Below are 25,832 nucleotides of genomic sequence, written 5' to 3'. Positions count from 1 at the left end.
CTTTTTTAAGTTCCACAATATCTACTTTTTTGTGTCTAATTGTTTTCTTAAATTAAATCCTAAATCAATTATACCTAAGATGCGCACAATTTGAAGGATAATTGGAATAATTAATGCTAAAATTGTTACAACAATTGGAATTGCTTTGGCATACCCTTTTTGATGTGAGAAATAGAAAATAAAAGAGATCCCTTGTAACACGACTAGCATTTGCAGTCCCATCACGATGTTGATAATAGCTACGTACATAAATGTACCTTGTTCAATATTAAAAGATGGGAAGGATAAGATTAATGCAATCAAATAATACCATAGAATACTTTTAGGAAGTTTAAATTCACGAAAAGGCGGGAATGCTTGCACCTCATAACCTGTTCTTTTAAGAATAGGCGTAGCAATAAGCTGAGAGAAAAAGGCTAGAATAACTCCACCCATAACAATTAATAGAGGCAGCAGATTTTTAAACATATCAAATGCATCTCTCATTTGGTCAATTTGAGATTCCTTAACGTCTTGTCCTAAACTTTTCATCATTTCAATACTTTGATTAATCGATTGATCTAAAGCATTATTTATTTGCTCCATTAAATTAACATTAAAAATGACATTTGCTCCTACGAACAATAAAAGTAAACCTAAACTAAATGCAACCGTGCCGCCTAGTAAAATGGTATACCTTTTTTGTTTTTGTCGGTAAAGCATTCCTATTGCTAATCCACCAATACCAAATACAAGTGTAAAAGGAAGAGTCAATACATTTCCAAATAACAAAGTCAATAACAACCCTACTACTAAAAATAATATTGCCTTTTTCCACCCATGACGAACGGTATACACAATAAATGGAACAGCTAGCGCTAGTTGAAAAATGGTTCCCACAACAGGTATGTATAGTGAAAAAAGCAACAGCGCTACAAACAGCGCTAAAAGAGCTGCTCCTTCTGTAATATATCGAATTCCTTTCACAACTTCACCTCGTTGATATAGACTATTATTTATTTTATCGATTCAGTTCATAAGAAGCAACTATTTGACAAAAGAGCACCTATGTAATGTAAAAAGAGGCAGTAAGGGAATCCTTACTGCCTCTTTTTATACCGTTCATTATTCACCAGAAACATATGGTAATAATGCCATTTGACGAGCGCGTTTGATAGCGATCGTTAATTTACGTTGGTATTTAGCGCTTGTTCCAGTTACACGACGAGGTAAAATTTTACCACGCTCTGAAACGAATTTTTTAAGCATATCTACATCTTTGTAATCGATGTGAGTGATGCCGTTTGCTGTGAAGAAACAAACTTTACGACGTCTGTTGCGTCCACCTTTACGTCCACCTGCCATTTTGATACGCCTCCTTCCGCTTAAAAGTTTCTATAAAATTTTATACTCCGGATAATCTACTGCGAATTAAAACGGTAAATCGTCATCAGAAATGTCAATTGTCTCGCCATTATTTGCAAATGGATCATCATCAACGCGAGTATAACCTTGATTACCTGAGTTACGGTTCTGATTATCTCCAAATGGAGAGCCTTGTCCAGATCCTCCAGTGTTAGCAAAGTTACTGCGTTGCGTATCCCCACCGCCACTTTTCGGCTCTAAAAATTGCACACTTTCCGCTACAACTTCCGTTACGTATACACGACGACCGTCTTGTCCTTCGTAACTGCGAGATTGTAGTCGACCATCAACACCAGCTAAACTTCCTTTTTTAAGGAAATTGGCTGCATTTTCAGCCTGACGACGCCATACAACACAGTTGATGAAGTCAGCTTCACGTTCACCTTGCTGATTTGTAAATGTGCGGTTTACCGCTAAAGTGAATGTTGCAACCGCTGCTCCACTCGGGGTATAACGTAATTCAGGATCTTTGGTTAAGCGTCCTACGAGAATTACGCGATTCATCATCAGAACCACTCCTTAAGGAAATAAAACCCATTTATTTAAACGTTTAATTATGCTTCTTGTTTAACAACGATATGACGGATAATGTCTTCGTTGATTTTCGCAAGACGATCAAATTCAGAAACTGCTTCTGAAGTAGCCGCCACGTCAAGAATCATGTAGTAACCGTCACGGAAATCATTGATTTCGTATGCTAAACGACGTTTACCCCATTCTTTAACATTTGCGATTTCAGCACCATTATCAGTTAATACGCCGTTGAAGCGCTCAACTAATGCTTTCTTTGCTTCGTCATCAATGCTTGGACGGATGATGTACATTACTTCATACTTTCTCATCACTGTCACCTCCTTTTGGTCTAACGGCCCGAAACGGGCAAGGAGCAATAAAATATTACTCACGAATTAAAATTATAGCACACTACCCTAGGCAAAGCAATATGCATTGCGGGCTGTTTCGTAAATATACGCTAATATTTTCGCCAACGATAAAAGCCGAAAGAAGATATCTTCTTTCGGCTTTTAATCTTATACGTTAAAGCGGAAATGCATAACGTCTCCGTCTTTTACGATGTATTCTTTTCCTTCTAAACGTACTTTTCCAGCTTCACGAGCTGCTCCCATTGTTTTGGCAGCTAATAAATCCTCGTATGACACCGTTTCTGCACGAATAAATCCACGTTCAAAATCTGTATGAATAATACCTGCACACTCAGGAGCTTTCATACCTTGTGTAAACGTCCACGCGCGTACTTCTTGCTCACCAGCTGTAAAGTACGTAGCTAATCCAAGTAAATCGTACGCTGCACGTACAAGCTGATCTAGACCTGACTGTTCAATGCCTAGTTCTTCAAGGAACATTGCTTTTTCTTCTCCTTCAAGTTCAGCAATTTCAGATTCAATGCGTGCGCAAACAACAATTACTTCTGCACCTTCGCTTGCCGCATACTCACGCACTTTTGCTACATATTCGTTAGCAGATGCATCGGCTACTTCATCTTCAGCAACGTTTGCTACATAAAGAATAGGCTTAATCGTTAGCAAGTGAAATTGTTTTACTAATTTCATTTGTTCTTCTGTAAATGATACAGCACGAGCTGGCTGATCACTTTCAAATGCATTCTTTAGTTTCTCTAGAATTTCGTATTCATACATTGCTTCTTTGTCTTTTTGTTTAGCCATTTTTTGAACACGGCCAATACGTTTCTCTACCGTTTCTAAATCTGCTAAAATCAACTCTAAATTAATTGTTTCAATATCTGAGATAGGATCTACTTTTCCTGAAACGTGCGTGATGTTTTCATCTTCAAAACAACGCACAACGTGACAAATCGCATCTACTTCTCGAATATGAGATAAGAATTTATTTCCCAATCCTTCACCTTTACTAGCACCTTTTACGATTCCAGCGATATCTGTGAATTCAAATGCTGTTGGGATTGTTTTTTTAGGTTTTACAAGCTCTGTAAGTTTTTGAAGACGATGATCAGGTACTTCTACGATACCTACGTTAGGATCAATCGTACAGAAAGGGTAGTTCGCAGATTCTGCGCCCGCTTGTGTAATTGCATTAAATAATGTTGATTTTCCAACGTTAGGAAGACCAACAATTCCAGCTGTTAAAGCCATATATTTATTCACTCCTCTTTATATATCCGAAACAAGTTAACCTGTCACAATTATAGTGAGTCAACTTTTGAAATACAAGTTTGATAAAGAACCTTTAACCGCATGGGGTTAAGGTGCCTCATTTTGTCCCACCTTACAGTATAAGGCATAAACATAGAAAATGCATGAGGTTATTCCTCATGCTTTACAAGAATTTTTTTCATTTTACGTGCAAAATCACGTCTTGGAATCATTACGCTATGGCCGCAGCCTTCACATTTAATACGGATATCCATTCCCATTCGAATGATTTTCCATTCATTTGTACCGCAAGGATGAGGTTTTTTCATTTCCACAACGTCATTTAAACCAAATTCTTTTTCCGTCATCAGCTCTCTCCTCCTTATGTCCCTTTCAACGTCGACGAATGCCGTGCTTCTTCTGTACGATTATACATAACCATACGTGGAAATGGAACTTCAATTCCATGTTCATTTAGCCTTGTACGCACTTCTTTACGAATCATACGAGAAATATGGAAATGTCTCATTGGTTTTACTTCGCTTGTAATCCTCATTGTGACTTCAGTTGCATGGATATTTTGAACCCCCAGCAGTTCAGGCGTTTTCACCATATCTTCATAGCGACTTGGCAATTCTTCTAACAGGTCTAAAATCACTTGTTCTGCTTTTTGTATGTTTTCTTCATAAGAAATGCTTACATCAACGAAAGCTACGCTGTTATGTAACGAAAAATTAGTGACCTCTACAATACTGCCATTGGGTAAAATATTAATTTCGCCTGTCCAACTCTTAATCTTCGTTGTGCGCAACCCAATTTCTTCCACAGTCCCCTCAAATGTTCCTACTCGAACATAATCGCCAACGGAGAACTGATCTTCAAAGATAATAAAAAACCCCGTGATGATGTCTTTCACTAAGTTTTGAGCACCAAACCCTACCGCGAGCCCTACGATTCCAGCCCCCGCTAGCAATCCACGGACATCTACCGATAACGTTTCTAAAATCATAACTCCCGCAACGAAATAAATGGCATAAGAAAAAATATTTTGAAGCAAACGGACCATCGTAGCTTCTCGTCGCTCAGAAATACGCAGAGGGCTATTTGTGCGAACCTCTACGAATTTATTTAACGCTTTCTTTCCAATTCGAATTAAAAACATGGAAATAAGTAGAATCAACAGAATTTTTATAAATCCCTCTCCAATATGTGCCCACGTTTCTTCTTGAAAAAATGGCTCAAACACGTTCTTAAAAACCGACTTCAACGAATTCATACTACATGTAGCTCCTAACGTAACATAATCTGCATATGAGAAAGTTTTAACCTATTGTAGCAAGTTTCTACGAACTTTTGTAGCGATTTCGAAATGGATACAACAGAACGGCTGTTACTAGAAATAAATTGACGATTCCATACATTGGATACAAAACGGCAATCAAAGTAGAAAACCCTACCTTTGTAAAGGGAATCATTAAAAGTAGCCAGCAGGCTGCCAGTTTCCAAAGAGATTGCACCTTTTCAGTATGAAAACGAGCGGTCAATCCTAAAATTCCCGAAACGGCTGTCGTATAAATTGCGATAAGCAAAACAATGCTCATTAAAAACGTCATCATATAAGGAAACTCTTTAAGAATAGCGAATAATGGAATTTCATAAGAGGAAAGAAGCCCTGAAACTTGAATAAGTGATTCATTATAAATAAAGGAGAGACCTCCTAATAAAAAACCACTGCCAACACTTGCAATATAAATCTCTTTTTTGCTTTTAATTTCCTTTCCAATTGTAGATAATACCGCGACGAGAGGAAGAATATTCAAAGCCGTAAAGGTAAAAGCAGCAGGCCAATTATGCTGAAGATGCCAATTAGTTACTCCAGGATGACGTAAAACAAATGTAAGAAGTACGCCAGCTAGTCCAATCATTAAGATTGGCATAACGAAAGAATTGATAGAAAGCAGTCCACTTAATCCTCTTGAAAAAACAAAGACAATCAACGCACTAAGAGCACCAATTCCCCACCAGTAAGGAACATGCCACATTTCCAATGTCGCCCCGCCTCCTGCAATCATAATCACCGTCGTCGTAAACAAATAAAAAACGATTAAAACGTCGTAGGCTGCAGCCCATTTCTTTCCTATTAATTCAATTAGTACTGGGTAAAATTGATTGGTTCGATAGCGATAGCTGATTTGCATAATCACATTGCAAGAAATCGCAAAAATAATAGAAAATAGAAAAATAGCAAGTCCGCTTTCTTCACCAAAAAACTGCCATAGTTCTCTTCCAGAAGCATATCCAGCGCCTATCATGGTTCCCATAATTAAGAATATCCATTTACATCCTGCTCTCCACATCGATTTTCCCCCAATCTATGAAATATATGTATAGAATCTTCAAAATCTTCGTATACTGTTACTATTATGTATAAGGAGTGGACCCTATGAATTTAAAATCTCCCTTCTTTGAGAAGACACAACATTCAACCCGCGTATTTCATGATGAAGAATCTGCTATAAAGAAGCTGAGTACACAGTTACTATCTTTACTTCCAGCACAGAAAGACAGACCAATTGTTTTTGTATGTATTGGAACGGACCGTTCAACTGGGGACTCATTGGGTCCATTAGTCGGAACGAAACTGAATGAAAAAAAGGTTTCATCTTTTCATATTTTTGGAACGTTAGAAGAGCCTGTTCATGCTGTTAATTTGAAAGAAACGTTAAAACATATTCAAAAGCTTTTCCCGAATCCTTTTATTATTGGAATTGATGCTTGTTTAGGTCGTATGAAAAGCGTAGGCTCTGCATCACTTGGAATAGGACCCGTTAAACCAGGAGCAGGGGTTAATAAAGAATTGCCGCCAGTCGGGGATATTCATATAACAGGGGTTGTCAACGTGAGCGGATTTATGGAGTTTTTCGTCTTGCAAAATACGAGGCTTCATCTTGTTATGTGCATTGCCGATTTAATTGCGAAAAGCATTGAGACTGTACACAACGAACGAGAGAAAGAGTTTAATGCTTCTCCGGTTTACCAAACTGTAAGACACTATAAACAATAAAAAGGTTGTCCTAAAACTAGGACAACCTTTTTTATACAGAAGATTTATTGGTCTGAGAAAGATCATTAAATAATTCAAGAAGACGGTTTAAATCTTCTTTAGAGAAAAATTCGATTTCAATTTTTCCTTTTTTCTTGCTTTGTGTAATATGAACAGAGGTACCAAAGCGCTCACGGAGCTGTGTTTCACTTTGTTTTATGAATAAATCTTTATCTTTTTTGGTTTTTGATGTTTCACGTGGAACGGCTTTATTTAAGTGAGCAATATAAGCCTCTAGCTGTCTGACATTTAATTGTTCCTTGCGTATTTTTTCAACTACTTTAGGTAGAAGAGCTTTATTTTTTAAACCGACTAGCGTACGCCCGTGTCCCATAGACAATTCATTAGTAGAAATGAGGGTTTGAATTTCCTCAGGCAGTTGCAAGAGGCGAACATAGTTAGCAATATGAGGTCGGCTTTTTCCTAGTCGTGTAGCAAGTTGCTCCTGTGTCATATCGAGCTTATCCATAAGCAATTGATAAGCGGTTGCTTCTTCAATTGGCGTCAAATCTTCACGCTGTAAATTCTCCAACAAAGCTAGTTCCATCATTTGCTTTTCTGAAAAGTCTTTTATAATGACAGGAACAGTAGCAAGGTCAGCTTCTTTAGCAGCTCTAAATCGTCTTTCACCCGCTAAGATTTCATAGCCTTTAATGCTTTTGCGAGCTACAATAGGCTGTAAGATGCCATGATGTAAAATGGATTGCTTTAACTCATTAATTGCTTCTTTATTAAACGTTTTACGTGGTTGATAGGGGTTGGGTCTAAGTTCGTGAATAGCAACTTCCTGAATTGAATCATCAGCCTGTGCATCTAAGCCTGAAAATAAGGCATTAATTCCTTTCCCTAATCCTTTCGCCATTATAAATCACTTCCTTTGCAAGTTCCGTATAAACTGCGGCCCCTCTAGATCTTGCATCATATAAGATAATTGGTTCACCATGACTAGGTGCTTCGCTCAAACGAACATTTCGAGGAATAATCGTTTGATAAACCCGATCCTGAAAGTATTTCTTCACTTCTGCTGTTACCTGGAGTCCCAAATTTGTGCGTGCGTCAAGCATAGTAAGCAATACACCTTCGATACGCAGTTGATTATTCAAATGTTTTTGGACTAATCTAACGGTATTTAGCAATTGACTTAATCCTTCAAGCGCATAATATTCACACTGTACAGGTATTAAAACAGAATCAGCTGCAGTTAACGCATTTAATGTCAGTAAACCAAGAGAAGGGGGACAATCAATAATAACATAATCAAAGTGATCTTTCACCGTTTCTAAAGCTCTCTTAAGTCGAACTTCACGTGAAATAGTCGACACTAATTCAATTTCTGCACCAGCTAATTGAATGGTCGCGGGAATGATTGATAAATTTTCGACGGCTGTTGAACGCACAACGTTTTTGGCTTCCATATCTTCCACTACTACATTGTAAATACATTCATCTACATCTGCTTTATCTATGCCAACTCCACTCGTAGCGTTACCCTGTGGATCTCCGTCTACAAGTAGAACCTTTTTTCCTTGTTCAGCTAAACAAGCGCCTAAATTAACAGCGGTTGTTGTTTTTCCAACCCCGCCTTTTTGATTCGCAACTGCCACAATTTTCCCCATGTTGTCACCTACTTTCATTTCCATCCCATTTGTCCAGACAGTTTTATTGTTCATTGAATTTTCTGACGAAAAACTTTGATAAAAAAGCCTCATCAAAAAAAGATGAGGGCTATTTCTTTATTTTTTCGGAATCTTAATAGTAAACTGAAAATATTCATCAAACTCTTCTTCTTCTGTGTTTAATGAAATACCGCTGTCACTAACCATTGTCAACGATTGACGGATTGTATTCATTGCGATACGCGTATCTTTACTAAACGCTTTTCTTTTTGCTTTTGGCTTTTTAACCTGCGTTTCTAACAATTTAACTACTCGATCTTCCGTTTGTTTTACATTTAATTGTTTTTCAATAATCTCAGCTAATACTTGAAGTTGTTTTTCTTGATTTTTGAGGGGAATGAGCGCTCTCGCATGTCGCTCTGTAATCAATTTTTGTTTGATTGCTTCTTGTATTTCAACAGGAAGCTTTAACAAACGAAGCTTGTTTGCAATTGTGGATTGGCCTTTTCCTAAACGTTGAGCTAATGCCTCTTGGGTAAGATTATGTAACTCAATTAACTTTGCGTAGGCTAGTGCTTCTTCGACAGCCGTTAGCTCTTCACGTTGTAAGTTTTCTATTAAAGCCACAGAGGCCGTTTCTGTATCGTTAAAATGTTTCACAATTGCAGGAACCGTATCCCATCCTAAGCTTTGTACAGCTCTCCACCGGCGTTCTCCAGCAATTAATTCGTATTCTTCGCCCTCAGTCGGTCGAACCACAATAGGTTGAATAATACCGTGTGTATGAATAGTAAGAGCTAGCTCTTCAATTTTTGCTTCATTAAACACAGTACGCGGCTGATAACGATTCGGAATAATACTTGAAACCCTAATTTGTTTTACTTCATCTCTTAAAACTTTTTCGACATTTTCATCTTGGACAGTTTCAATCTCTACATGAATATCCTCATCTTTTTCTTTTAAATTAAAAAAACGTGAAAAAGCAGATTTCATAGTCCCACACCACCTTCAGGAAAATCCCGCCTTAAACTAATTCGATGTTTTTTAATCATATCCTGCTTTCTAAACAGAAAATATAGAGAAGAAAATGTTTCATATGAAACATTTTCTTCTCTATCTATTTACCGCCTACTCTAATGGAAGCTTAACTGGGGTACCAGGTTTTCTAGGATATTTTTTAGGCGTTTTCTTTATTTTATCTATTAAAATAATGTAACGTTCACTTTGCTCCAAAGGCAATTGGAAATGTTCAATCGACTTCACTTTTCCACCTAATACTTGAAATGATTTTTCCCCATTTTTTAATTCCTCAGGGGCAGAAGCACCTTTCATTGCTAAAAAGCGTCCTTGTTCTTTAACAAGCGGTAAGCAAAATTCATTAAGAACCGAGATACGTGCCACGGCTCTTGCTGTTACAAGATCGAATGACTCGCGAATCGTTTCTTTTTTACCAAATGTTTCAGCTCGATCATGACATAGTGTGACATTGTCTAGTTCAAGCTCATTTACAAGATGCGTCAAAAACGTAATACGCTTTTGTAACGAATCAACAATGGTTACATGCAAATGCGGGAAACAAATTTTGATCGGAATACTTGGAAATCCTGCTCCTGCCCCTACATCACACATGGATTCAATTTCTGTAAAGTCTTGAAAAAAAGCAGCTGAAATAGAATCGTAAAAATGCTTTTCATACACTTCACCGTGATCAGTGATAGCAGTTAAATTCATTTTTTCGTTCCATTCCACTAAAACTTGATAATACTTTTCAAATTGATTCAGCTGTTTAGAAGAAAGAGAAATTCCCTTTTCTTCTAATAGCTGTTGAAACTGTTGAATATTCATTGAGTTTCCCTTTCTTCGCGCCTAAGAGTTTTAATCATTTGATACTTTAGCGATGCGCCCTTGTTCAATATAAACAAGCAAGATTGAAATATCAGCTGGGTTGACTCCAGAAATACGTGAAGCTTGCGCTACCGTTAGTGGACGCACTTGGTTTAATTTTTGACGGGCTTCTGTAGCTAAACCGTTAATTGCATCATAATCGATATAATCAGGAATCTTTTTGTTTTCTAACTTCTTCAAGCGTTCAACTTGTTGAAGTGATTTCTGAATATATCCTTCGTATTTCACCTGAATTTCTACTTGTTCAGCTACTTCAGGATCTACCGTCTCATCCGCTGGTGCTAATTGATGAATATGAGTATACGTCATTTCAGGGCGGCGAAGTAAATCTGTCGCACGAATGCCATCTTTTAATTCGCTGCCGCCAGCTTCTTTAATCAGTTGTTGAACAGCTTCATTCGGCTTAATAATAAAAGAAAAAAGACGTTTCTTCTCTTGCTCGATTTCCGCTTTCTTTTGTTCAAATTTAGCATAGCGCTCATCGCTGATTAATCCTAGTTCACGACCAATTTCAGTGAGGCGTAAATCAGCGTTGTCGTGACGAAGCAATAAACGATATTCTGCACGCGATGTTAGCAGACGATACGGTTCATTTGTTCCTTTTGTTACTAAATCATCCACCAATACACCGATGTAAGCATCAGAACGTCCTAAGATGACTTCTTCTTGTTCCAGCGCTCTTCTTCCCGCGTTAATTCCGGCAAGAAGACCTTGGCCTGCAGCTTCTTCATAACCAGACGTTCCGTTAATTTGTCCAGCCGTATAAAGATTTTTAATTTTCTTCGTTTCCAGCGTTGGCCATAACTGAGTCGGAACAATTGCATCATATTCAATAGCATAGCCAGCACGCATCATTTGGACTTTTTCAAGGCCAGGAATTGTTGCAAGCATTTGACGCTGTACGTGCTCAGGAAGGCTTGTTGATAGTCCTTGAACATATACTTCTTGCGTATTTCGTCCTTCTGGCTCTAAGAAAATTTGGTGACGCGGTTTATCATTAAAGCGCACAACCTTATCTTCAATAGATGGACAGTAGCGTGGTCCAGTACCTTTGATCATCCCAGAATACATAGGGGATAAGTGGAGGTTGTCATCAATAATTTGATGCGTTTGTTCACTTGTATATGTTAACCAGCAAGGCAATTGATCTGTAATGTACTGTGTTGTTTCATATGAGAAAGCACGAGGCACATCATCCCCAGGCTGAATCTCCGTTTTGCTGTAATCGATAGTTGAGCTATTAACACGAGGTGGAGTTCCTGTTTTAAAACGGACCATGTCCAGTCCTAACTCCTCTAAGTGTTCAGAAAGCTTAATAGCCGGTTGTTGATTGTTAGGACCGCTTGAGTATTTTAGTTCACCTAAAATAATTTCCCCGCGTAAGAATGTTCCTGTCGTAATAACAACTGTTTTAGCTTTATACACAGCTCCCGTTTGAGTGACAACACCTGTACATACACCGTCTTCTACGATTAACTGTTCTACCATGCCTTGCATAAGGGTTAGGTTTTCTTCATTTTCTAACGTTTTTTTCATTTCATGCTGATAAGCAAATTTATCTGCTTGAGCTCTAAGTGCTCGAACAGCCGGACCTTTTCCTGTGTTTAACATTCTCATTTGAATATGAGTTTTATCGATATTTCTACCCATTTCTCCGCCAAGAGCATCAATTTCACGTACGACAATACCTTTTGCAGGACCACCTACAGAAGGATTGCAGGGCATAAACGCCACCATGTCTAAGTTGATGGTCAACGTTAACGTTTTAGCACCCATACGCGCAGAAGCAAGCGCCGCTTCACATCCTGCATGACCTGCTCCAATGACAATAACATCATATTGTCCACCTTCATATTGCATAATAGTAGCCTCCTTTAATAATCTATTTTCCTAAACAGAATTGAGAGAACAACTGATCAATTAAGCTTTCGTGAACAGCATCACCAATAATTTCACCTAATAGTTCCCACGTTCTTGTTAAATCAATTTGGACAATATCGATTGGAACACCACTTTCAATACCTGTGATGGCCTCATCGATAGCTCCTCTTGCTTGCGTTAAAAGCGCAATATGTCTCGTATTAGATAAATATGTTAAATCTTGAGATTCAATTGTTCCTTCAAAGAAAAGAGCTGCGATTGCTTCTTCAAGCTGATCGACTCCTTGTTCTTGAAGAAGCGAAGTCGTCACTACTGGATGATCACCAGCAAATTGCTGCACTTCCTCTAGATTAATTTTTTGCTCAAGATCTGTTTTATTCACAATGACAATAACGTCCATGCCTTCTACAGCTTCAAATAGCTTTTTATCTTCGTCCGTTAATTCTTCATTGAAATTCAACACAAGCAAAATTAAATCCGCTTCTTTCAAATACTGACGGGAGCGTTCCACACCAATTCGTTCTACAATATCTTCTGTTTCACGAATTCCAGCTGTATCAACTAATCGTAGAGGAACTCCTCGCACATTAACGTACTCTTCGATCACATCTCGCGTCGTTCCAGGAATGTCTGTGACAATAGCCTTTGCATCTTGCACTAAACTATTTAGAAGAGAAGATTTCCCTACATTAGGACGTCCAATAATAACCGTAGCTAATCCTTCTCTTAAAATTTTCCCTTGATGAGAGGTTTGAAGAAGCTTATCAATTTCTTGGCGTACATTTGAAGCTTTTTCGATCAACACTTGGTGAGTCATTTCCTCTACATCGTCATATTCTGGATAGTCAATGTTCACTTCTACATGGGCAAGTGTTTCGAGAATTTCCTGGCGTAAATGACGTACTAGCTTGGACAAACGCCCTTCCATTTGGCCAATTGCCATATTCATCGCTTTATCTGTTTTGGCACGAATTAAATCCATTACAGCTTCTGCTTGTGATAAGTCTACTCGACCATTTAAAAATGCTCGTTTTGTAAACTCACCTGGCTCGGCTAAACGGGCACCATTTGCAATAACTAACTGCAGCACACGATTAACGGATACAATTCCTCCGTGACAGTTAATTTCAATAATGTCTTCTCTAGTAAATGTCTTGGGACCTTTCATAATGGAAAGCATCACTTCTTCAACGACTTGCTCCGTCTTGGGATCTACGATATGACCGTAGTGAATAGTATGAGAAGCTACGTCTGTTAATCGTTTATTCGAAACGCTTTTAAAGATACGATCTGCAATCGTAATTGCTTCTTCACCACTCAGGCGGACGATGGCAATAGCTCCTTCTCCCATTGGTGTAGAAATGGCCGCAATTGTATCAAAATCTAGCACCAACTTCACCTCATTTCATTTTATAAACCTTTTATTTTAAACGATGTTATATACTATCATCGTTAACAATTTTCTACGAACAAAAACATCTATTTTAAGGCCCGTGATTTGTATGAACCAAATAAATAGAATACCACAATTCACCGATTTGGAACATCTCTAACGTTCTTCTGTTATGCACAGCAAGAAAAACAGGCAGTATGTACTATTTTAACTTATCCACATGTGAATAACAACGTATGCATCTTGATTTTTTGAACGCTGGATCGATAAAATAAGCATATAAAAAAGCACTAGCTTATTTTGCTAGTGCTTTTTGGCAACTGGCTGAACCAAAATACTTCTTTTGGGTTCTTTGCCAACGGATTGTGTCTCAACTAAAGAATTTTTAGCTAACGCTTGGTGAATCATTTTTCTTTCATGGGAAGGCATTGGTTCTAGTTGAACAGATCGATTCGTTTTAATCGCCTGATTAGCTATTTTTAATGCCAGTTTTTCGACCATTTCTTTTCGTTTTTCCCGGTAGCCTTCTGGATTTAAGACAACATTTAAAAATTGCTGACTGTATCGATTAGCTACCAATTGTGTGAGAAGCTGGAGCGCATTGAGGGTTTGTCCATGTTTTCCAATCAACATTCCCGCTGAATCGCTACTAATCTCAATTATGCAGTTTCTGGAGGTTTTTTTGACGTTCGTATGAATCGAAATCCCCATTTCACGGCTAACATTTGTAATAAAATGAACCGCTTCCTCTACAGGGTCAACTATTTTTGTAACTTTTACAACTGCGGGTTTTCCCTTAAAGATTCCTAAAAATCCTTTTTTACCTGGTTCAATTATTTCTACATTTGTTTGATTTCGCTCTACTTCTAAAGCATTTAATGCTTCTTGAACAGCAGCTTCAATCGTCTGGGCCGTAATTGTGATTTCGTTCATTTTTTAACCCCTTCAATATTCGCTTGTTTTAAGTCTGGCCCTTTAATGAAGTAGGTTTGAATAATCATAAATAGATTTCCCACTACCCAATAAAGAGATAAGGCGGCTGGAAAATTGATTGCAAAAACCACAATCATGATCGGCATAATCCAAAGCATCATAGCCATTTGAGGATTTTGATTTGCATTTCCGGCCATCATCATCTTTTGCTGAATAAACGTTGTGATTCCTGCGACAATTGGTAAGATAAATAGCGGATCACGCGCACCTAAATCAAACCATAAAAAGCTGTTGTTTGCGATTTCCGAAGTTCGTGTAATCGCGTGGAAAATCCCAATAAGAATGGGCATTTGAATTAGAATTGGGAAGCACCCAGCTAAAGGATTTACTCCGTAAGTTTGGAATAATGCCATCGTTTCTTTCTGCAATTGCTGCTGCGTCTGGGCATCTTTTGAACTGTACTTCTCCTTTAACTTCTGCATTTCGGGCTGAAGCATCTGCATTGCTTTCGTGTTTCTCATCTGTTTGATCATAAGCGGTAGAATAAGTAAGCGAATCAGGATCGTGACAACGATGATCGCAACTCCATAGCTTTTAAATACCTCCGCCAGATACGTAATGACTAATGACAGCGGATACACAACATACTCATTCCAAAAACCTTTACTATCATCTGTAATAGGTTGGTTCATTTCCGTACAACCCGCTAAAACAGTTAATAGAAAGATAAGCGTTATCCCTAAAAACAACTTCTTCTTCACCTGTTTTTCCTCCTTCTACATGTTCACCTTTCAATTCTGAAAGTGCGTCAAAATCCATTATATAAGGATGCGGTAGAAAAACAACAGCTATTAAAGGCTTTTCTTCTATTGTTTATTAATCGTTTTGTCTATGTGTAAGTAATTTGCCACGCTTAAAGACATGCTGCAAACTGCTTTTAATTTCTTCATAGCTCATTGTTGCAGCAGGCTGCCTTGCAATTACAATATAATCTTTGTCTTGCTTTAAATACGGTGTGAATTCAAACATAATTTGTTTAGCAAGGCGCTTAACTCGATTACGAGTCACGGCATTTCCAATCTTTTTGCCCACGGAGAATCCTACGCGGAAATGTTCTTGATCCGGTTTGTCTAGAACATACAAGACAAATTGGCGATTCGCTACGGACTTGCCCTTTTTAAAAACGGTTTGAAATTCATCATTCTTTTTTATACGATATCTTTTTTTCATTTTTAACAACTCCTGCCCTTTTTCAGGTCATGCTTTTATGTAGTCCCTACAGGAACAGAGGTGATTTTAGCCTTAGAAAGCGAAAAAAGACCACTGGCGTCAGTGGTCTATTATGCTGATAATACTTTTCTTCCTTTACGACGACGACGAGCTAAAACTTTACGTCCATTCGCTGAGCTCATACGAGCGCGGAAACCGTGTACTTTACTGTGCTTACGTTTGTTTGGTTGGTAAGTTCTTTTCATCTATAAACACCTCCTCGAGGAATAACTGAAAAAGACAGTCCTTGCAATTATAATGAAAAGACTAAGAAGATGTCAATGTTATTTAAAAAATAAAATTTTCAATCTCTTGGTTTCATTATCTGTTTTACTCAATCTTCTTCATTCTAATATCTTTATAACCCAATTGTCTATACCTAATCAACAAAATTCATTGATTTATTAAAGAAAAAATTTTTCCTTTTCATCTCTTTTTCTTTCTCTACCAGCTGCGATCGCATCGTTACTGAACAAAACTACAACAATAAATGTTATAAAAAGCCTCTTTTTTATTCAAATTCTTCTCTTAAACCTTTGTGGATAAGTTTTTTCGACATTTTTCTACTTTTCCATTTCTTATCGACAACTCATGCACACTATCTTGTGTTGTGGAAAACTTTTCTCCACAAGGTGTAGTGATTGTGGATAAGTTTCGAAAATTCATTGCATCATGCCGAATTCTTTGATATTATATTTTTGTTTTCACTCTTAATTACTTTTCCACAGTTGGTTTTTATCCACAAACTGTGGACAACTTGTGGACATCATTTCCACTATCACTGTATAAAGTTATCCACACCATGTGGAATCTGTCGAATAGTCGGCTTTCTTCTATAATATATATTTACCCACATAATAGCAATTGTATAAATATAAATTTTTTATGCATAAGGTTTTGTACAGGTTGTACAAGGGTTGTACAAAGCGCATGAAAACTAGAAAAAGGAGGGGTTACTCGTTGGAAAACATTCATGATTTATGGAACAGAGCTTTAGATCAAATTGAAAAAAAATTAAGCAAACCTAGTTTTGAAACCTGGCTCAAATCGACAAAAGCTCATGCTTTGCAAGGAGACACGCTCATTATTACTGCGCCTAATGATTTTGCACGGGACTGGTTAGAATCTAGGTATTCTAATTTAATTGCTGAAACACTTTACGACCTTACGGGGGAAGAGTTAGATGTGAAATTTATTATTCCTCCTAACCAGGCCGAGGAAGAATTCGATATTCAAACTCCTAAAAAGAAAGTCAATAAAGACGAAGGAGCAGAATTCCCTCAAAGTATGCTAAATTCGAAGTATACCTTTGATACATTTGTTATCGGATCTGGGAATCGTTTTGCCCATGCAGCTTCTTTAGCAGTAGCAGAGGCGCCGGCTAAAGCGTATAATCCGCTTTTTATTTACGGGGGAGTAGGATTAGGTAAAACACACTTAATGCACGCAATAGGCCACTATGTGTTAGATCATAATCCTGCCGCTAAAGTCGTGTACTTATCATCTGAAAAATTCACAAATGAGTTTATTAACTCTATTCGTGACAATAAAGCAGTAGAATTCCGCAACAAATACCGCAATGTAGATGTTTTACTGATTGATGATATTCAATTCTTAGCGGGTAAAGAGCAGACACAAGAGGAATTTTTCCATACGTTTAATACGCTTCATGAAGAAAGCAAGCAGATTGTCATCTCAAGTGATCGACCGCCGAAAGAAATTCCTACACTTGAAGATCGACTTCGTTCTCGCTTTGAATGGGGCCTTATTACAGACATCACACCACCAGATTTGGAAACACGAATTGCTATTTTGCGTAAAAAAGCAAAAGCGGACGGCTTAGTTATTCCAAATGAAGTTATGCTTTATATCGCCAATCAGATTGATTCAAATATCAGAGAATTAGAAGGAGCACTTATTCGCGTAGTAGCTTATTCTTCACTAATTAATAAAGATATAAACGCTGATTTAGCAGCAGAAGCATTAAAAGATATCATTCCTAGTTCAAAACCTAGGGTTATTACGATTCAAGATATCCAACAGATTGTTGGACAAGAATTTAATATAAAATTAGATGATTTCAAAGCGAAGAAACGTACAAAGTCAGTAGCGTTTCCTCGACAAATTGCCATGTACCTTTCTCGCGAACTAACGGATTTTTCGCTTCCTAAAATTGGAGAAGAGTTTGGCGGGCGAGACCATACTACGGTCATCCATGCTCATGAAAAAATCTCAAAACTTGTTCAAACAGATACTGACCTACAAAAACAAATTAAAGAAATAAGTGAATCACTAAAAATATAGGCTTTTTTTACTTGTATTTTGTGTATAAGTGAGTTAGGATTGTACACAGTCTGTCCACATGTGGATAGGCTGTGTTCTCACGTTTTTAGGGGTTATCCACATTTCCACAGCCCCTATTACTACTACTATCTTAAAATATAATAAATAATAAGCTTTTAAACCTACTTTTAAGGAGGATTAATTATTATGAAATTTATCATACAGAAAGACTACCTAGTTCAAAGCGTTCAAGACGTTATGAAAGCTGTATCTTCTAGAACAACAATTCCAATTTTAACAGGGATTAAAATTGTAGCGACTGAAGAAGGTGTTACTTTAACCGGAAGTGATTCCGATATCTCTATTGAATCGTTTATTCCAAACGAGGAAGAAGGAAAAGAGATTGTTGATATCCAAAAACCAGGAAGCGTTGTTCTCCCAGCTCGTTTCTTTAGTGAAATCGTCAAAAAGCTTCCTAAAGACATCGTAGAATTGGACGTCCAAAGTCACTTTTTAACAATCATTCGTTCAGGAAAAGCTGAATTTAACTTAAATGGTTTAGATGCAGAAGAGTATCCTCATTTGCCACAAATCGAAGAAAACAACATGTTTAGATTACCGACAGACTTATTAAAAAACATGATTCGACAAACTGTCTTTGCAGTGTCCACCTCAGAAACACGACCTATCTTGACAGGTGTAAACTGGAAAGTCGACGGCAAAGAATTAACGTGTATTGCCACTGACAGTCATCGTCTAGCTTTGCGAAAAGCGACCATTGAAACTGGAAATGAAGCAACGTATAATGTGGTTATTCCAGGTAAAAGTTTAAGTGAATTCAGTAAGATCCTTGATGATTCTCATGAATTAGTAGACATCGTTATCACGGAAAATCAAGTATTATTCAAAACAAAACACTTACTATTTTTCTCAAGATTACTGGACGGAAATTATCCTGACACTTCAAGATTGATCCCAGCCGATAGTAAAACGGATGTTATATTGAACGTAAAAGAATTTTTACAATCGATTGACCGTGCTTCTTTATTAGCTCGTGAAGGAAGAAACAACGTAGTAAAACTATCTACGCTAGATGAAGGAATTGTTGAAATTTCTTCTAACTCTCCTGAAATCGGAAAAGTAATTGAAGAGGTACAAAGCCAGTCTATCTCAGGAGAAGAATTAAAAATTTCTTTTAGCGCAAAATATATGTTAGACGCATTAAAAGCGCTCGAAGGAACAGATATCAAAATTAACTTCACTGGTGCGATGCGTCCATTTGTCATTCGAACATTAGAGGATGATTCAATGCTGCAGCTGATTTTACCAGTGCGAACATATTAAATCTCAGAAAGCTACTAGCATGCCGTACTAGTAGCTTTCTTTTCTCAAGAAGAATTATTTAGTAAAATAGAGATACATCATTAGAAAGTGAGAGAGTCGCATGAAAACAGAGGTTAAAATTTCAACTGAATACATTACGCTTGGCCAGTTTTTAAAACTAGCAGACGTCATTCAAACAGGTGGAATGGTAAAATGGTTTTTAAGTGAGCACGAAGTATATGTGAACGGGGAGCTAGAAGAGCGCCGCGGACGTAAATTATATGCAAATGACGAAGTGGATATACCGGCTGCAGGATCATTTGTTGTTATTACTTAAAGTTGGTGAAACGTTTGTATATTAAAGAAATTACTTTAACAAATTACCGAAACTATACGAAGACAACGATTCCCTTTGAAAATAAAGTAAACGTCATTTTGGGTGAAAACGCACAGGGTAAAACAAACGTGATGGAATCGATCTTCGTATTATCTATGGCTAAATCTCATCGTACGTCCAACGATAAAGAATTAATTAAATGGGACTGTGAGTATGCAAAGCTATCGGGCATTGTAGAAAAGCATAGAGGGCCCGTTACACTGGATTTAGTCATCTCAACAAAAGGGAAAAAAGCAAAATATAATCACATTGAGCAGAAAAAACTCAGTCAATATATAGGGTCAATTAACACTGTCATGTTTGCTCCGGAGGATTTGAACCTAGTTAAAGGGAGTCCGCAAGTAAGGCGCAAATTTATCGATATGGAAATTGGTCAAGTTTCGCCTGTTTACATGCATGATTTAAGCAGGTATCAAAAGATTTTGCAGCAAAGAAATCAATATTTGAAGCAGCTGCAGACAAAAAAACAAACGGATCTTTCACTTTTAGACGTACTTACGTTACAGTTAAGTGAAATGGCAGCGAAAATCTTAAAAAAACGTTTTGAGTTTTTACAGTTACTCCAACAGTGGGCAGAGCCTATTCATAAAGGGATCAGTCGAGACTTAGAAACATTAAAAATTGAGTATAAGAATTCAATTGATGTATCAGAAGATGCAGATTTGTCGAAAATGTTAGAAGCATATCATCAAAAGTTTGATAAAATAAAAAGTAGAGAAATTGATAGAGGTGTCACCTTAGCAGGACCACACCGTGATGATCTTCTTTTCTACGTTAATGAAAAAGACGTTCAAACATTTGGTTCACAAGGGCAACAGCGGACGACTGCTTTATCGTTAAAGCTTGCTGAAATTGAGTTAATTCATCAAGAAGTAGGTGAATATCCAATTTTGCTTTTAGATGACGTATTGTCTGAATTAGATGATTTTCGTCAATCACACTTGCTAAATACCATTCAAGGAAAAGTTCAGACGTTTGTAACGACAACGAGCATTGAAGGAATTCATCACGAGACCTTAGAAAAAGCCGCTACATATCATGTAGAAGCTGGCCAAATTCAAAAGGTCAAATAGCAATTGATCTGTCTAAAAACTTTTCACAAGGCAATCTAACTGAAATATGATATCATTATAGTTTTAAGTCTATATATTTCAACTCGTACCCTCGATTATGAAAATTTTGTGCATAAGTAAACAAATGGCAAATACATTAAAGGCTCCGTATTATTTCCACATAATATTCGAAAAACATAATACAAAATGATAAATACAGCAGTTTGCTGTTAAAAAAAAGTGTAGGTGATACATTTGACGATGGAACAAAAAGAAGTACAAGCATATGAAGCTGATCAGATACAAGTATTAGAAGGATTAGAAGCTGTTCGTAAACGTCCGGGGATGTATATTGGATCAACGAGCGCAAAGGGTTTACATCATCTTGTATGGGAAATTGTAGATAATAGTATTGATGAAGCGCTGGCCGGCTATTGCGATGAAATTAATGTTATTATCGAAAAGGATAATAGTATTACAGTCAAAGATAACGGTCGTGGAATTCCAGTTGGTATTCAAGAAAAAATGGGCAGACCTGCCGTTGAAGTTATCTTAACGGTTCTTCATGCCGGAGGTAAATTTGGCGGCGGCGGCTATAAAGTATCTGGTGGATTACACGGTGTAGGTGCCTCAGTTGTTAACGCACTTTCTACCTCTTTGGAAGTACACGTACATCGTGACGGTAAAGTTCATTATCAAAAATATGAACGAGGTGTACCGGCTGCTGACTTAAAAGTAGTTGGAGAAACAGATAAAACAGGTACTGTTATTCAATTCCATCCAGACGGTGAAATTTTTACAGAAACGCTTGAATACGATTTTGATACGTTAGCTAATCGTCTGCGTGAGTTAGCTTTCTTAAACCGCGGCATTAAAATTACGATTGAAGACAAACGTGAAGAAGATAAAAGACGTGAATACCATTACGAAGGCGGAATTAAGTCTTACGTTGAACACTTAAACCGTTCGAAAGAAGTGATTCACGAAGAGCCGATCTATATTGAAGGTAATCGAGACAACATTTCTGTAGAAATTGCTATTCAATATAACGATAGCTACACAAGTAATTTATATTCTTTCGCAAACAACATTCACACATATGAAGGTGGAACGCACGAAGCAGGATTTAAAACAGCGTTAACGCGTGTAATTAACGACTATGCACGTAAAAACAGCGTATTTAAAGATAGTGACGCCAATTTAACGGGTGAAGATGTTCGTGAAGGAATTACAGCTATTATCTCTATTAAGCACCCAGATCCGCAGTTTGAAGGACAAACAAAAACAAAGCTGGGAAATAGTGAAGCAAGAACAATTACTGACTCTGTGTTTGCAGAACACTTAGAAACTTACTTGCTAGAGAACCCTATTGTGGCGAAAAAGGTAATTGAAAAAGGTTTAATGGCTGCAAGAGCAAGAATGGCAGCTAAAAAAGCTCGTGAGCTTACAAGACGTAAAAGCGCGCTTGAAATTTCAAACTTACCGGGTAAATTAGCAGATTGTTCATCAAAAGATCCTTCTATTAGCGAACTCTATGTAGTAGAGGGTGACTCTGCCGGAGGTTCAGCTAAGCAGGGAAGAAGCCGCCATTTCCAAGCTATTTTGCCTTTGCGCGGTAAAATTATCAACGTAGAGAAAGCGCGTTTAGATAAAATTTTATCTAATAACGAAATTCGTACAATCATTACCGCTCTAGGAACGGGTATTGGTGACGATTTTGATATTTCGAAAGCCCGCTACCATAAAATTGTGATTATGACAGATGCAGACGTAGATGGTGCGCATATTCGTACGCTTCTTCTAACGTTCTTCTATCGCTATATGAGACAGATTATTGAGCACGGATATGTGTACATTGCCCAGCCGCCGCTTTACAAAGTTTCACAAGGTAAAAAAGTAGAGTACGCGTACAACGATCGTCAATTAGAAGAGGTATTAGCTTCTTTCCCTGAAGGCGCAAAACCAAACCTTCAGCGTTACAAAGGTCTAGGAGAGATGAATCCTGAACAATTATGGGAAACAACAATGGATCCAGAATTCCGTACCCTTCTTCAGGTGAACTTGCAAGACGCAATTGAAGCTGATGAGACATTTGAAATTTTAATGGGCGACAAAGTAGAACCGCGCCGTAATTTCATTGAAGAAAATGCTCAGTACGTAAAAAATCTCGATATTTAAATGAACGGTAATACCCTTTATATTTTTTATAAAGGGTATATAAACGTCAGGATAGAGATAGGTTCTATCCTGCGTTTACATATATATGAATTACTATACTGAACTTCGCGAAGGAGGTTCTTATCGATGTCAGATAAACCAAACTCTCAAATAAGAGAAGTAAATATTAGTCAAGAAATGCGCGCATCCTTTTTAGATTATGCAATGAGCGTAATTGTATCGCGTGCTTTACCAGATGTAAGAGACGGACTTAAGCCCGTGCACCGTCGTATTTTATATGCAATGAATGATTTAGGTATGGGATCGGATAAGCCATATAAAAAATCAGCTCGTATCGTAGGAGAAGTAATTGGTAAGTATCACCCACACGGTGACTCAGCTGTATATGAAACAATGGTTCGTATGGCACAAGATTTTAGCTATCGTTATATGCTAATTGACGGTCATGGAAACTTTGGATCTGTTGATGGAGATGCAGCAGCAGCTATGCGTTATACAGAAGCAAGAATGTCAAAAGTTTCGATGGAACTGTTACGTGACATCAATAAAGATACAATTGATTATCAAGATAACTATGACGGTTCTGAACGTGAACCAATTGTATTACCTGCTAGATTTCCAAATTTACTTGTAAACGGTTCAGCCGGAATTGCGGTAGGTATGGCGACAAATATTCCTCCGCATCAGTTAGGGGAAGTCATTGACGGCGTTTTAGCTGTAAGTCAAGACCCTGATATCACAATTGCAGAGTTAATGGAGATTATTCCAGGACCGGATTTCCCAACTGCAGGACAAATTCTTGGCCGCAGCGGGATTCGTAAAGCTTATGAAACTGGGAAAGGTTCTATTATTGTTCGCGCAAAAGTAGAAATTGAAGAACAAAACAATGGTAAACAAACTATTATTGTTCATGAACTTCCATACCAAGTAAATAAAGCAAAGCTAATTGAAAAAATTGCCGAGCTAGCTCGTGATAAGAAGATTGATGGAATTACGGACTTACGAGATGAGTCTGACCGTTCGGGTATGCGTATTGTTATTGAAGTAAGACGTGATGCAAATGCAAATGTTTTATTAAATAACTTATATAAGCAGACATCTCTTCAAACAAGTTTTGGTATTAATACTCTTGCATTAGTAGATGGACAGCCAAAAGTATTGAACTTAAAGCAATGTCTACAGTACTATTTAGACCATCAGGTAGTGGTGATTCGTCGTCGTACTGAATTTGAACTTCGAAAAGCCGAAGCACGCGCGCATATTTTAGAAGGTTTAAAGATTGCTCTTGATAATTTAGATGCTGTTATTGCTTTAATTAGAGGTTCTCAAACAACAGATATTGCACGTGAAGGATTAATGACGCAGTTTTCGTTATCTGAAAAACAAGCGCAAGCTATTTTGGATATGCGCCTGCAGCGTTTAACAGGATTAGAGCGAGAGAAGATTGAAGCGGAATATCAATCTTTATTAGCGCTAATTGCTGAATTAAAAGCTATTTTAGCAGATGAAGAAAAAGTATTAGAAATTATTAGAGAAGAACTAATAGAAGTAAAAGAAAGATTCAATGACGGCCGTCGAACAGAAATCGTAAGCGGAGGAGCTGAAATTATCGAAGACGAGGATCTGATTCCTCGCCAAGATATTGTTATTAGCTTAACGCACAACGGCTATATTAAACGTTTGCCTGTTTCTACGTATAAGAGTCAGCGAAGAGGCGGAAGAGGTATTCAAGGAATGAATACAAACGAAGATGATTTCGTTGAACATCTTCTAACAACGTCTACTCATGATACGATTCTCTTCTTTACAAATAAGGGAAAAGTTTACCGTACGAAAGGATACGAAATTCCAGAGTATGGAAGAACGGCTAAAGGGATACCTATTATTAACTTATTAGAAGTAGACAAAGGTGAATGGGTAAATGCCATCATTCGCGTCGATGAATTTGTAGACGATTGGTATCTATTCTTTACTACAAAACAAGGAATTTCTAAGCGTACACCTTTATCTTCTTTTGAGAACATTCGAAATAGCGGACTTATCGCCTTGAATTTAAGAGAAGAAGATGAATTGATTTCTGTTAAATTGACAGATGGTAAGCGCGATATGGTTATTGGAACGAAGAAGGGTATGTTAATTCGTTTTAATGAAAATGATGTTCGTTCAATGGGACGTACAGCTACTGGAGTTAAAGGGATTACTCTCGATTCAGAAGATGAAGTAATCGGTATGGAGATTCTCGAAGAACAATCAGATATCTTGATCATTACGAAAAATGGTTACGGAAAACGTACGCCGATTGAGGAATATCGTGTACAAACAAGAGGCGGTAAAGGTTTAAGAACATGTAATATCACTGATAAAAATGGTGATGTTGTCGCACTGAAATGCGTATCTCACGAAGAAGATATTATGCTTATCACAGTAAGCGGCGTTCTTATCCGTGTTTCTGTTTCAGATATTTCACAAATGGGCCGTAACACACAAGGTGTCAAAGTCATCCGTTTAGGAGACGAAGAGTTTGTTTCAACGGTTGCAAAAGTACAAACTTCAGAAGATGAAGACGAAGTATTAGATGAATTAGATGAACATGAAGAGACAGATATAATAATTGAAGCTGAAGAAACGGAAGAATAAAAAAAGCCCCTGAAAAAGCAGGGGCTTTTTTTTATGTAAAAAAACCTTGCCATAGGCTTTTTATTTTGGTAATATATAAAAAGTCAGCAAAACACATATAAGTTTTTTAGTAGTTTTAAAAAAAGTTATATAAAAGTGTTGACAATGATTCTTATAAAGTGTTATTATATAGGAGTCGCTTTAAGACAAGAGTTCTTTGAAAACTGAACGAAATAGTAAACGTCAACGTTAATTTTTATTTTTTTAAACGAGCAAGTCAAACATTTCTTCGGAGAGTTTGATCCTGGCTCAGGATGAACGCTGGCGGCGTGCCTAATACATGCAAG

25 protein-coding genes and 1 rRNA gene are annotated in these 25,832 nt (G+C 37.4%); 8 read left to right on the top strand and 18 right to left on the bottom strand.

Annotation, left to right across the window (positions count from 1 at the left end; genetic code table 11):
- Positions 1-21 precede the first annotated feature (21 nt).
- The 8 genes from ACMX9J_RS19610 to ACMX9J_RS19575 form a co-directional block, all read right to left on the bottom strand.
- Positions 22-966 carry a YybS family protein gene (locus ACMX9J_RS19610; RefSeq protein WP_033580875.1) on the bottom strand — a complete coding sequence of 315 codons (945 nt, stop codon included), beginning with the start codon at positions 964-966 and terminating at the stop codon, positions 22-24.
- Positions 967-1,104: 138 nt separating this feature from the next.
- On the bottom strand, positions 1,105-1,344 hold the full coding sequence (gene rpsR, locus ACMX9J_RS19605) for a 30S ribosomal protein S18 (protein WP_013059913.1): 240 nt from the start codon (positions 1,342-1,344) through the stop codon (positions 1,105-1,107).
- A gap of 66 nt (positions 1,345-1,410) precedes the next feature.
- Positions 1,411-1,911 (bottom strand): single-stranded DNA-binding protein, encoded by a 501-nt coding sequence (gene ssb / locus ACMX9J_RS19600; RefSeq protein WP_013059914.1) that lies wholly within the window; start codon positions 1,909-1,911, stop codon positions 1,411-1,413.
- Positions 1,912-1,958: 47 nt separating this feature from the next.
- Complete coding sequence (gene rpsF / locus ACMX9J_RS19595) at positions 1,959-2,246, bottom strand: 30S ribosomal protein S6 (protein ID WP_013059915.1); 288 nt, start codon at positions 2,244-2,246, stop codon at positions 1,959-1,961.
- A gap of 189 nt (positions 2,247-2,435) precedes the next feature.
- Positions 2,436-3,536, bottom strand: a complete 1,101-nt coding sequence (gene ychF / locus ACMX9J_RS19590) for a redox-regulated ATPase YchF (protein WP_028411917.1) — start codon at positions 3,534-3,536, stop codon at positions 2,436-2,438.
- A 170-nt stretch (positions 3,537-3,706) separates the two neighbouring features.
- A complete protein-coding gene (locus tag ACMX9J_RS19585; RefSeq protein ID WP_013059917.1) occupies positions 3,707-3,904 on the bottom strand; it encodes a DUF951 domain-containing protein in 198 nt (65 codons plus the stop codon).
- Between the two features lie 14 nt (positions 3,905-3,918).
- Entirely contained in the window at positions 3,919-4,812 is an 894-nt protein-coding gene (locus ACMX9J_RS19580) for a mechanosensitive ion channel family protein (RefSeq protein ID WP_033580876.1), read from the bottom strand.
- Positions 4,813-4,879: 67 nt separating this feature from the next.
- Positions 4,880-5,893, bottom strand: coding sequence for a membrane protein (locus ACMX9J_RS19575; protein WP_033580877.1), 1,014 nt, complete (start codon positions 5,891-5,893; stop codon positions 4,880-4,882).
- An 86-nt stretch (positions 5,894-5,979) separates the two neighbouring features.
- On the opposite strand from ACMX9J_RS19575, the gene yyaC reads away from it, so the two are divergent.
- Positions 5,980-6,600, top strand: a complete 621-nt coding sequence (gene yyaC / locus ACMX9J_RS19570) for a spore protease YyaC (RefSeq protein WP_028411915.1) — start codon at positions 5,980-5,982, stop codon at positions 6,598-6,600.
- A gap of 31 nt (positions 6,601-6,631) precedes the next feature.
- Here yyaC and ACMX9J_RS19565 read toward each other — a convergent pair whose 3' ends face one another.
- From ACMX9J_RS19565 to rpmH, 10 genes are all read right to left on the bottom strand, one after another.
- Complete coding sequence (locus ACMX9J_RS19565) at positions 6,632-7,501, bottom strand: ParB/RepB/Spo0J family partition protein (protein ID WP_013059921.1); 870 nt, start codon at positions 7,499-7,501, stop codon at positions 6,632-6,634.
- Entirely contained in the window at positions 7,473-8,255 is a 783-nt protein-coding gene (locus tag ACMX9J_RS19560; protein ID WP_013059922.1) for a ParA family protein, read from the bottom strand. Before ACMX9J_RS19560 ends, ACMX9J_RS19565 begins: the two co-directional genes overlap by 29 nt.
- 117 nt (positions 8,256-8,372) lie before the next feature.
- The gene (noc, locus tag ACMX9J_RS19555) at positions 8,373-9,248 is read right to left on the bottom strand and encodes a nucleoid occlusion protein (RefSeq protein ID WP_013059923.1); all 876 of its coding nucleotides are present in this window, start codon (positions 9,246-9,248) and stop codon (positions 8,373-8,375) included.
- Positions 9,249-9,383: 135 nt separating this feature from the next.
- Positions 9,384-10,100 carry a 16S rRNA (guanine(527)-N(7))-methyltransferase RsmG gene (rsmG, locus tag ACMX9J_RS19550; RefSeq protein WP_013085565.1) on the bottom strand — a complete coding sequence of 239 codons (717 nt, stop codon included), beginning with the start codon at positions 10,098-10,100 and terminating at the stop codon, positions 9,384-9,386.
- 30 nt (positions 10,101-10,130) lie between these two features.
- Positions 10,131-12,020, bottom strand: a complete 1,890-nt coding sequence (gene mnmG, locus ACMX9J_RS19545) for a tRNA uridine-5-carboxymethylaminomethyl(34) synthesis enzyme MnmG (RefSeq protein ID WP_013059925.1) — start codon at positions 12,018-12,020, stop codon at positions 10,131-10,133.
- A gap of 22 nt (positions 12,021-12,042) precedes the next feature.
- Entirely contained in the window at positions 12,043-13,431 is a 1,389-nt protein-coding gene (gene mnmE, locus ACMX9J_RS19540; RefSeq protein ID WP_028411914.1) for a tRNA uridine-5-carboxymethylaminomethyl(34) synthesis GTPase MnmE, read from the bottom strand.
- A 306-nt stretch (positions 13,432-13,737) separates the two neighbouring features.
- The gene (gene jag, locus ACMX9J_RS19535; protein ID WP_028411913.1) at positions 13,738-14,367 is read right to left on the bottom strand and encodes an RNA-binding cell elongation regulator Jag/EloR; all 630 of its coding nucleotides are present in this window, start codon (positions 14,365-14,367) and stop codon (positions 13,738-13,740) included.
- Positions 14,364-15,128, bottom strand: a complete 765-nt coding sequence (gene spoIIIJ, locus ACMX9J_RS19530) for a YidC family membrane integrase SpoIIIJ (RefSeq protein WP_028411912.1) — start codon at positions 15,126-15,128, stop codon at positions 14,364-14,366. Before spoIIIJ ends, jag begins: the two co-directional genes overlap by 4 nt.
- Positions 15,129-15,243: 115 nt before the next feature.
- Entirely contained in the window at positions 15,244-15,597 is a 354-nt protein-coding gene (gene rnpA, locus ACMX9J_RS19525; RefSeq protein ID WP_013059929.1) for a ribonuclease P protein component, read from the bottom strand.
- 110 nt (positions 15,598-15,707) lie between these two features.
- Positions 15,708-15,842, bottom strand: a complete 135-nt coding sequence (gene rpmH, locus ACMX9J_RS19520; RefSeq protein WP_013059930.1) for a 50S ribosomal protein L34 — start codon at positions 15,840-15,842, stop codon at positions 15,708-15,710.
- 754 nt (positions 15,843-16,596) lie between these two features.
- On the opposite strand from rpmH, the gene dnaA reads away from it, so the two are divergent.
- The 7 genes from dnaA to ACMX9J_RS19485 all read left to right on the top strand — a co-directional run.
- Complete coding sequence (dnaA, locus tag ACMX9J_RS19515; RefSeq protein ID WP_028411911.1) at positions 16,597-17,940, top strand: chromosomal replication initiator protein DnaA; 1,344 nt, start codon at positions 16,597-16,599, stop codon at positions 17,938-17,940.
- A 186-nt stretch (positions 17,941-18,126) separates the two neighbouring features.
- On the top strand, positions 18,127-19,263 hold the full coding sequence (gene dnaN / locus ACMX9J_RS19510) for a DNA polymerase III subunit beta (RefSeq protein ID WP_013054821.1): 1,137 nt from the start codon (positions 18,127-18,129) through the stop codon (positions 19,261-19,263).
- A 100-nt stretch (positions 19,264-19,363) separates the two neighbouring features.
- On the top strand, positions 19,364-19,579 hold the full coding sequence (gene yaaA / locus ACMX9J_RS19505; RefSeq protein WP_013054822.1) for a S4 domain-containing protein YaaA: 216 nt from the start codon (positions 19,364-19,366) through the stop codon (positions 19,577-19,579).
- 14 nt (positions 19,580-19,593) lie between these two features.
- Entirely contained in the window at positions 19,594-20,712 is a 1,119-nt protein-coding gene (gene recF / locus ACMX9J_RS19500) for a DNA replication/repair protein RecF (RefSeq protein ID WP_013054823.1), read from the top strand.
- Between the two features lie 240 nt (positions 20,713-20,952).
- On the top strand, positions 20,953-22,869 hold the full coding sequence (gyrB, locus tag ACMX9J_RS19495; RefSeq protein ID WP_028411910.1) for a DNA topoisomerase (ATP-hydrolyzing) subunit B: 1,917 nt from the start codon (positions 20,953-20,955) through the stop codon (positions 22,867-22,869).
- Positions 22,870-22,995: 126 nt separating this feature from the next.
- Positions 22,996-25,506, top strand: a complete 2,511-nt coding sequence (gene gyrA / locus ACMX9J_RS19490; RefSeq protein ID WP_416226110.1) for a DNA gyrase subunit A — start codon at positions 22,996-22,998, stop codon at positions 25,504-25,506.
- A 265-nt stretch (positions 25,507-25,771) separates the two neighbouring features.
- A 16S ribosomal RNA gene (locus ACMX9J_RS19485) occupies positions 25,772-25,832 on the top strand; the annotation flags it as partial.

Source organism: Priestia sp. RMT2NF4 (genome assembly GCF_047872835.1).
In the GTDB taxonomy this organism is placed as follows: domain Bacteria; phylum Bacillota; class Bacilli; order Bacillales; family Bacillaceae_H; genus Priestia; species Priestia zanthoxyli.
This window is presented reverse-complemented; position numbering and strand designations above follow the sequence as displayed.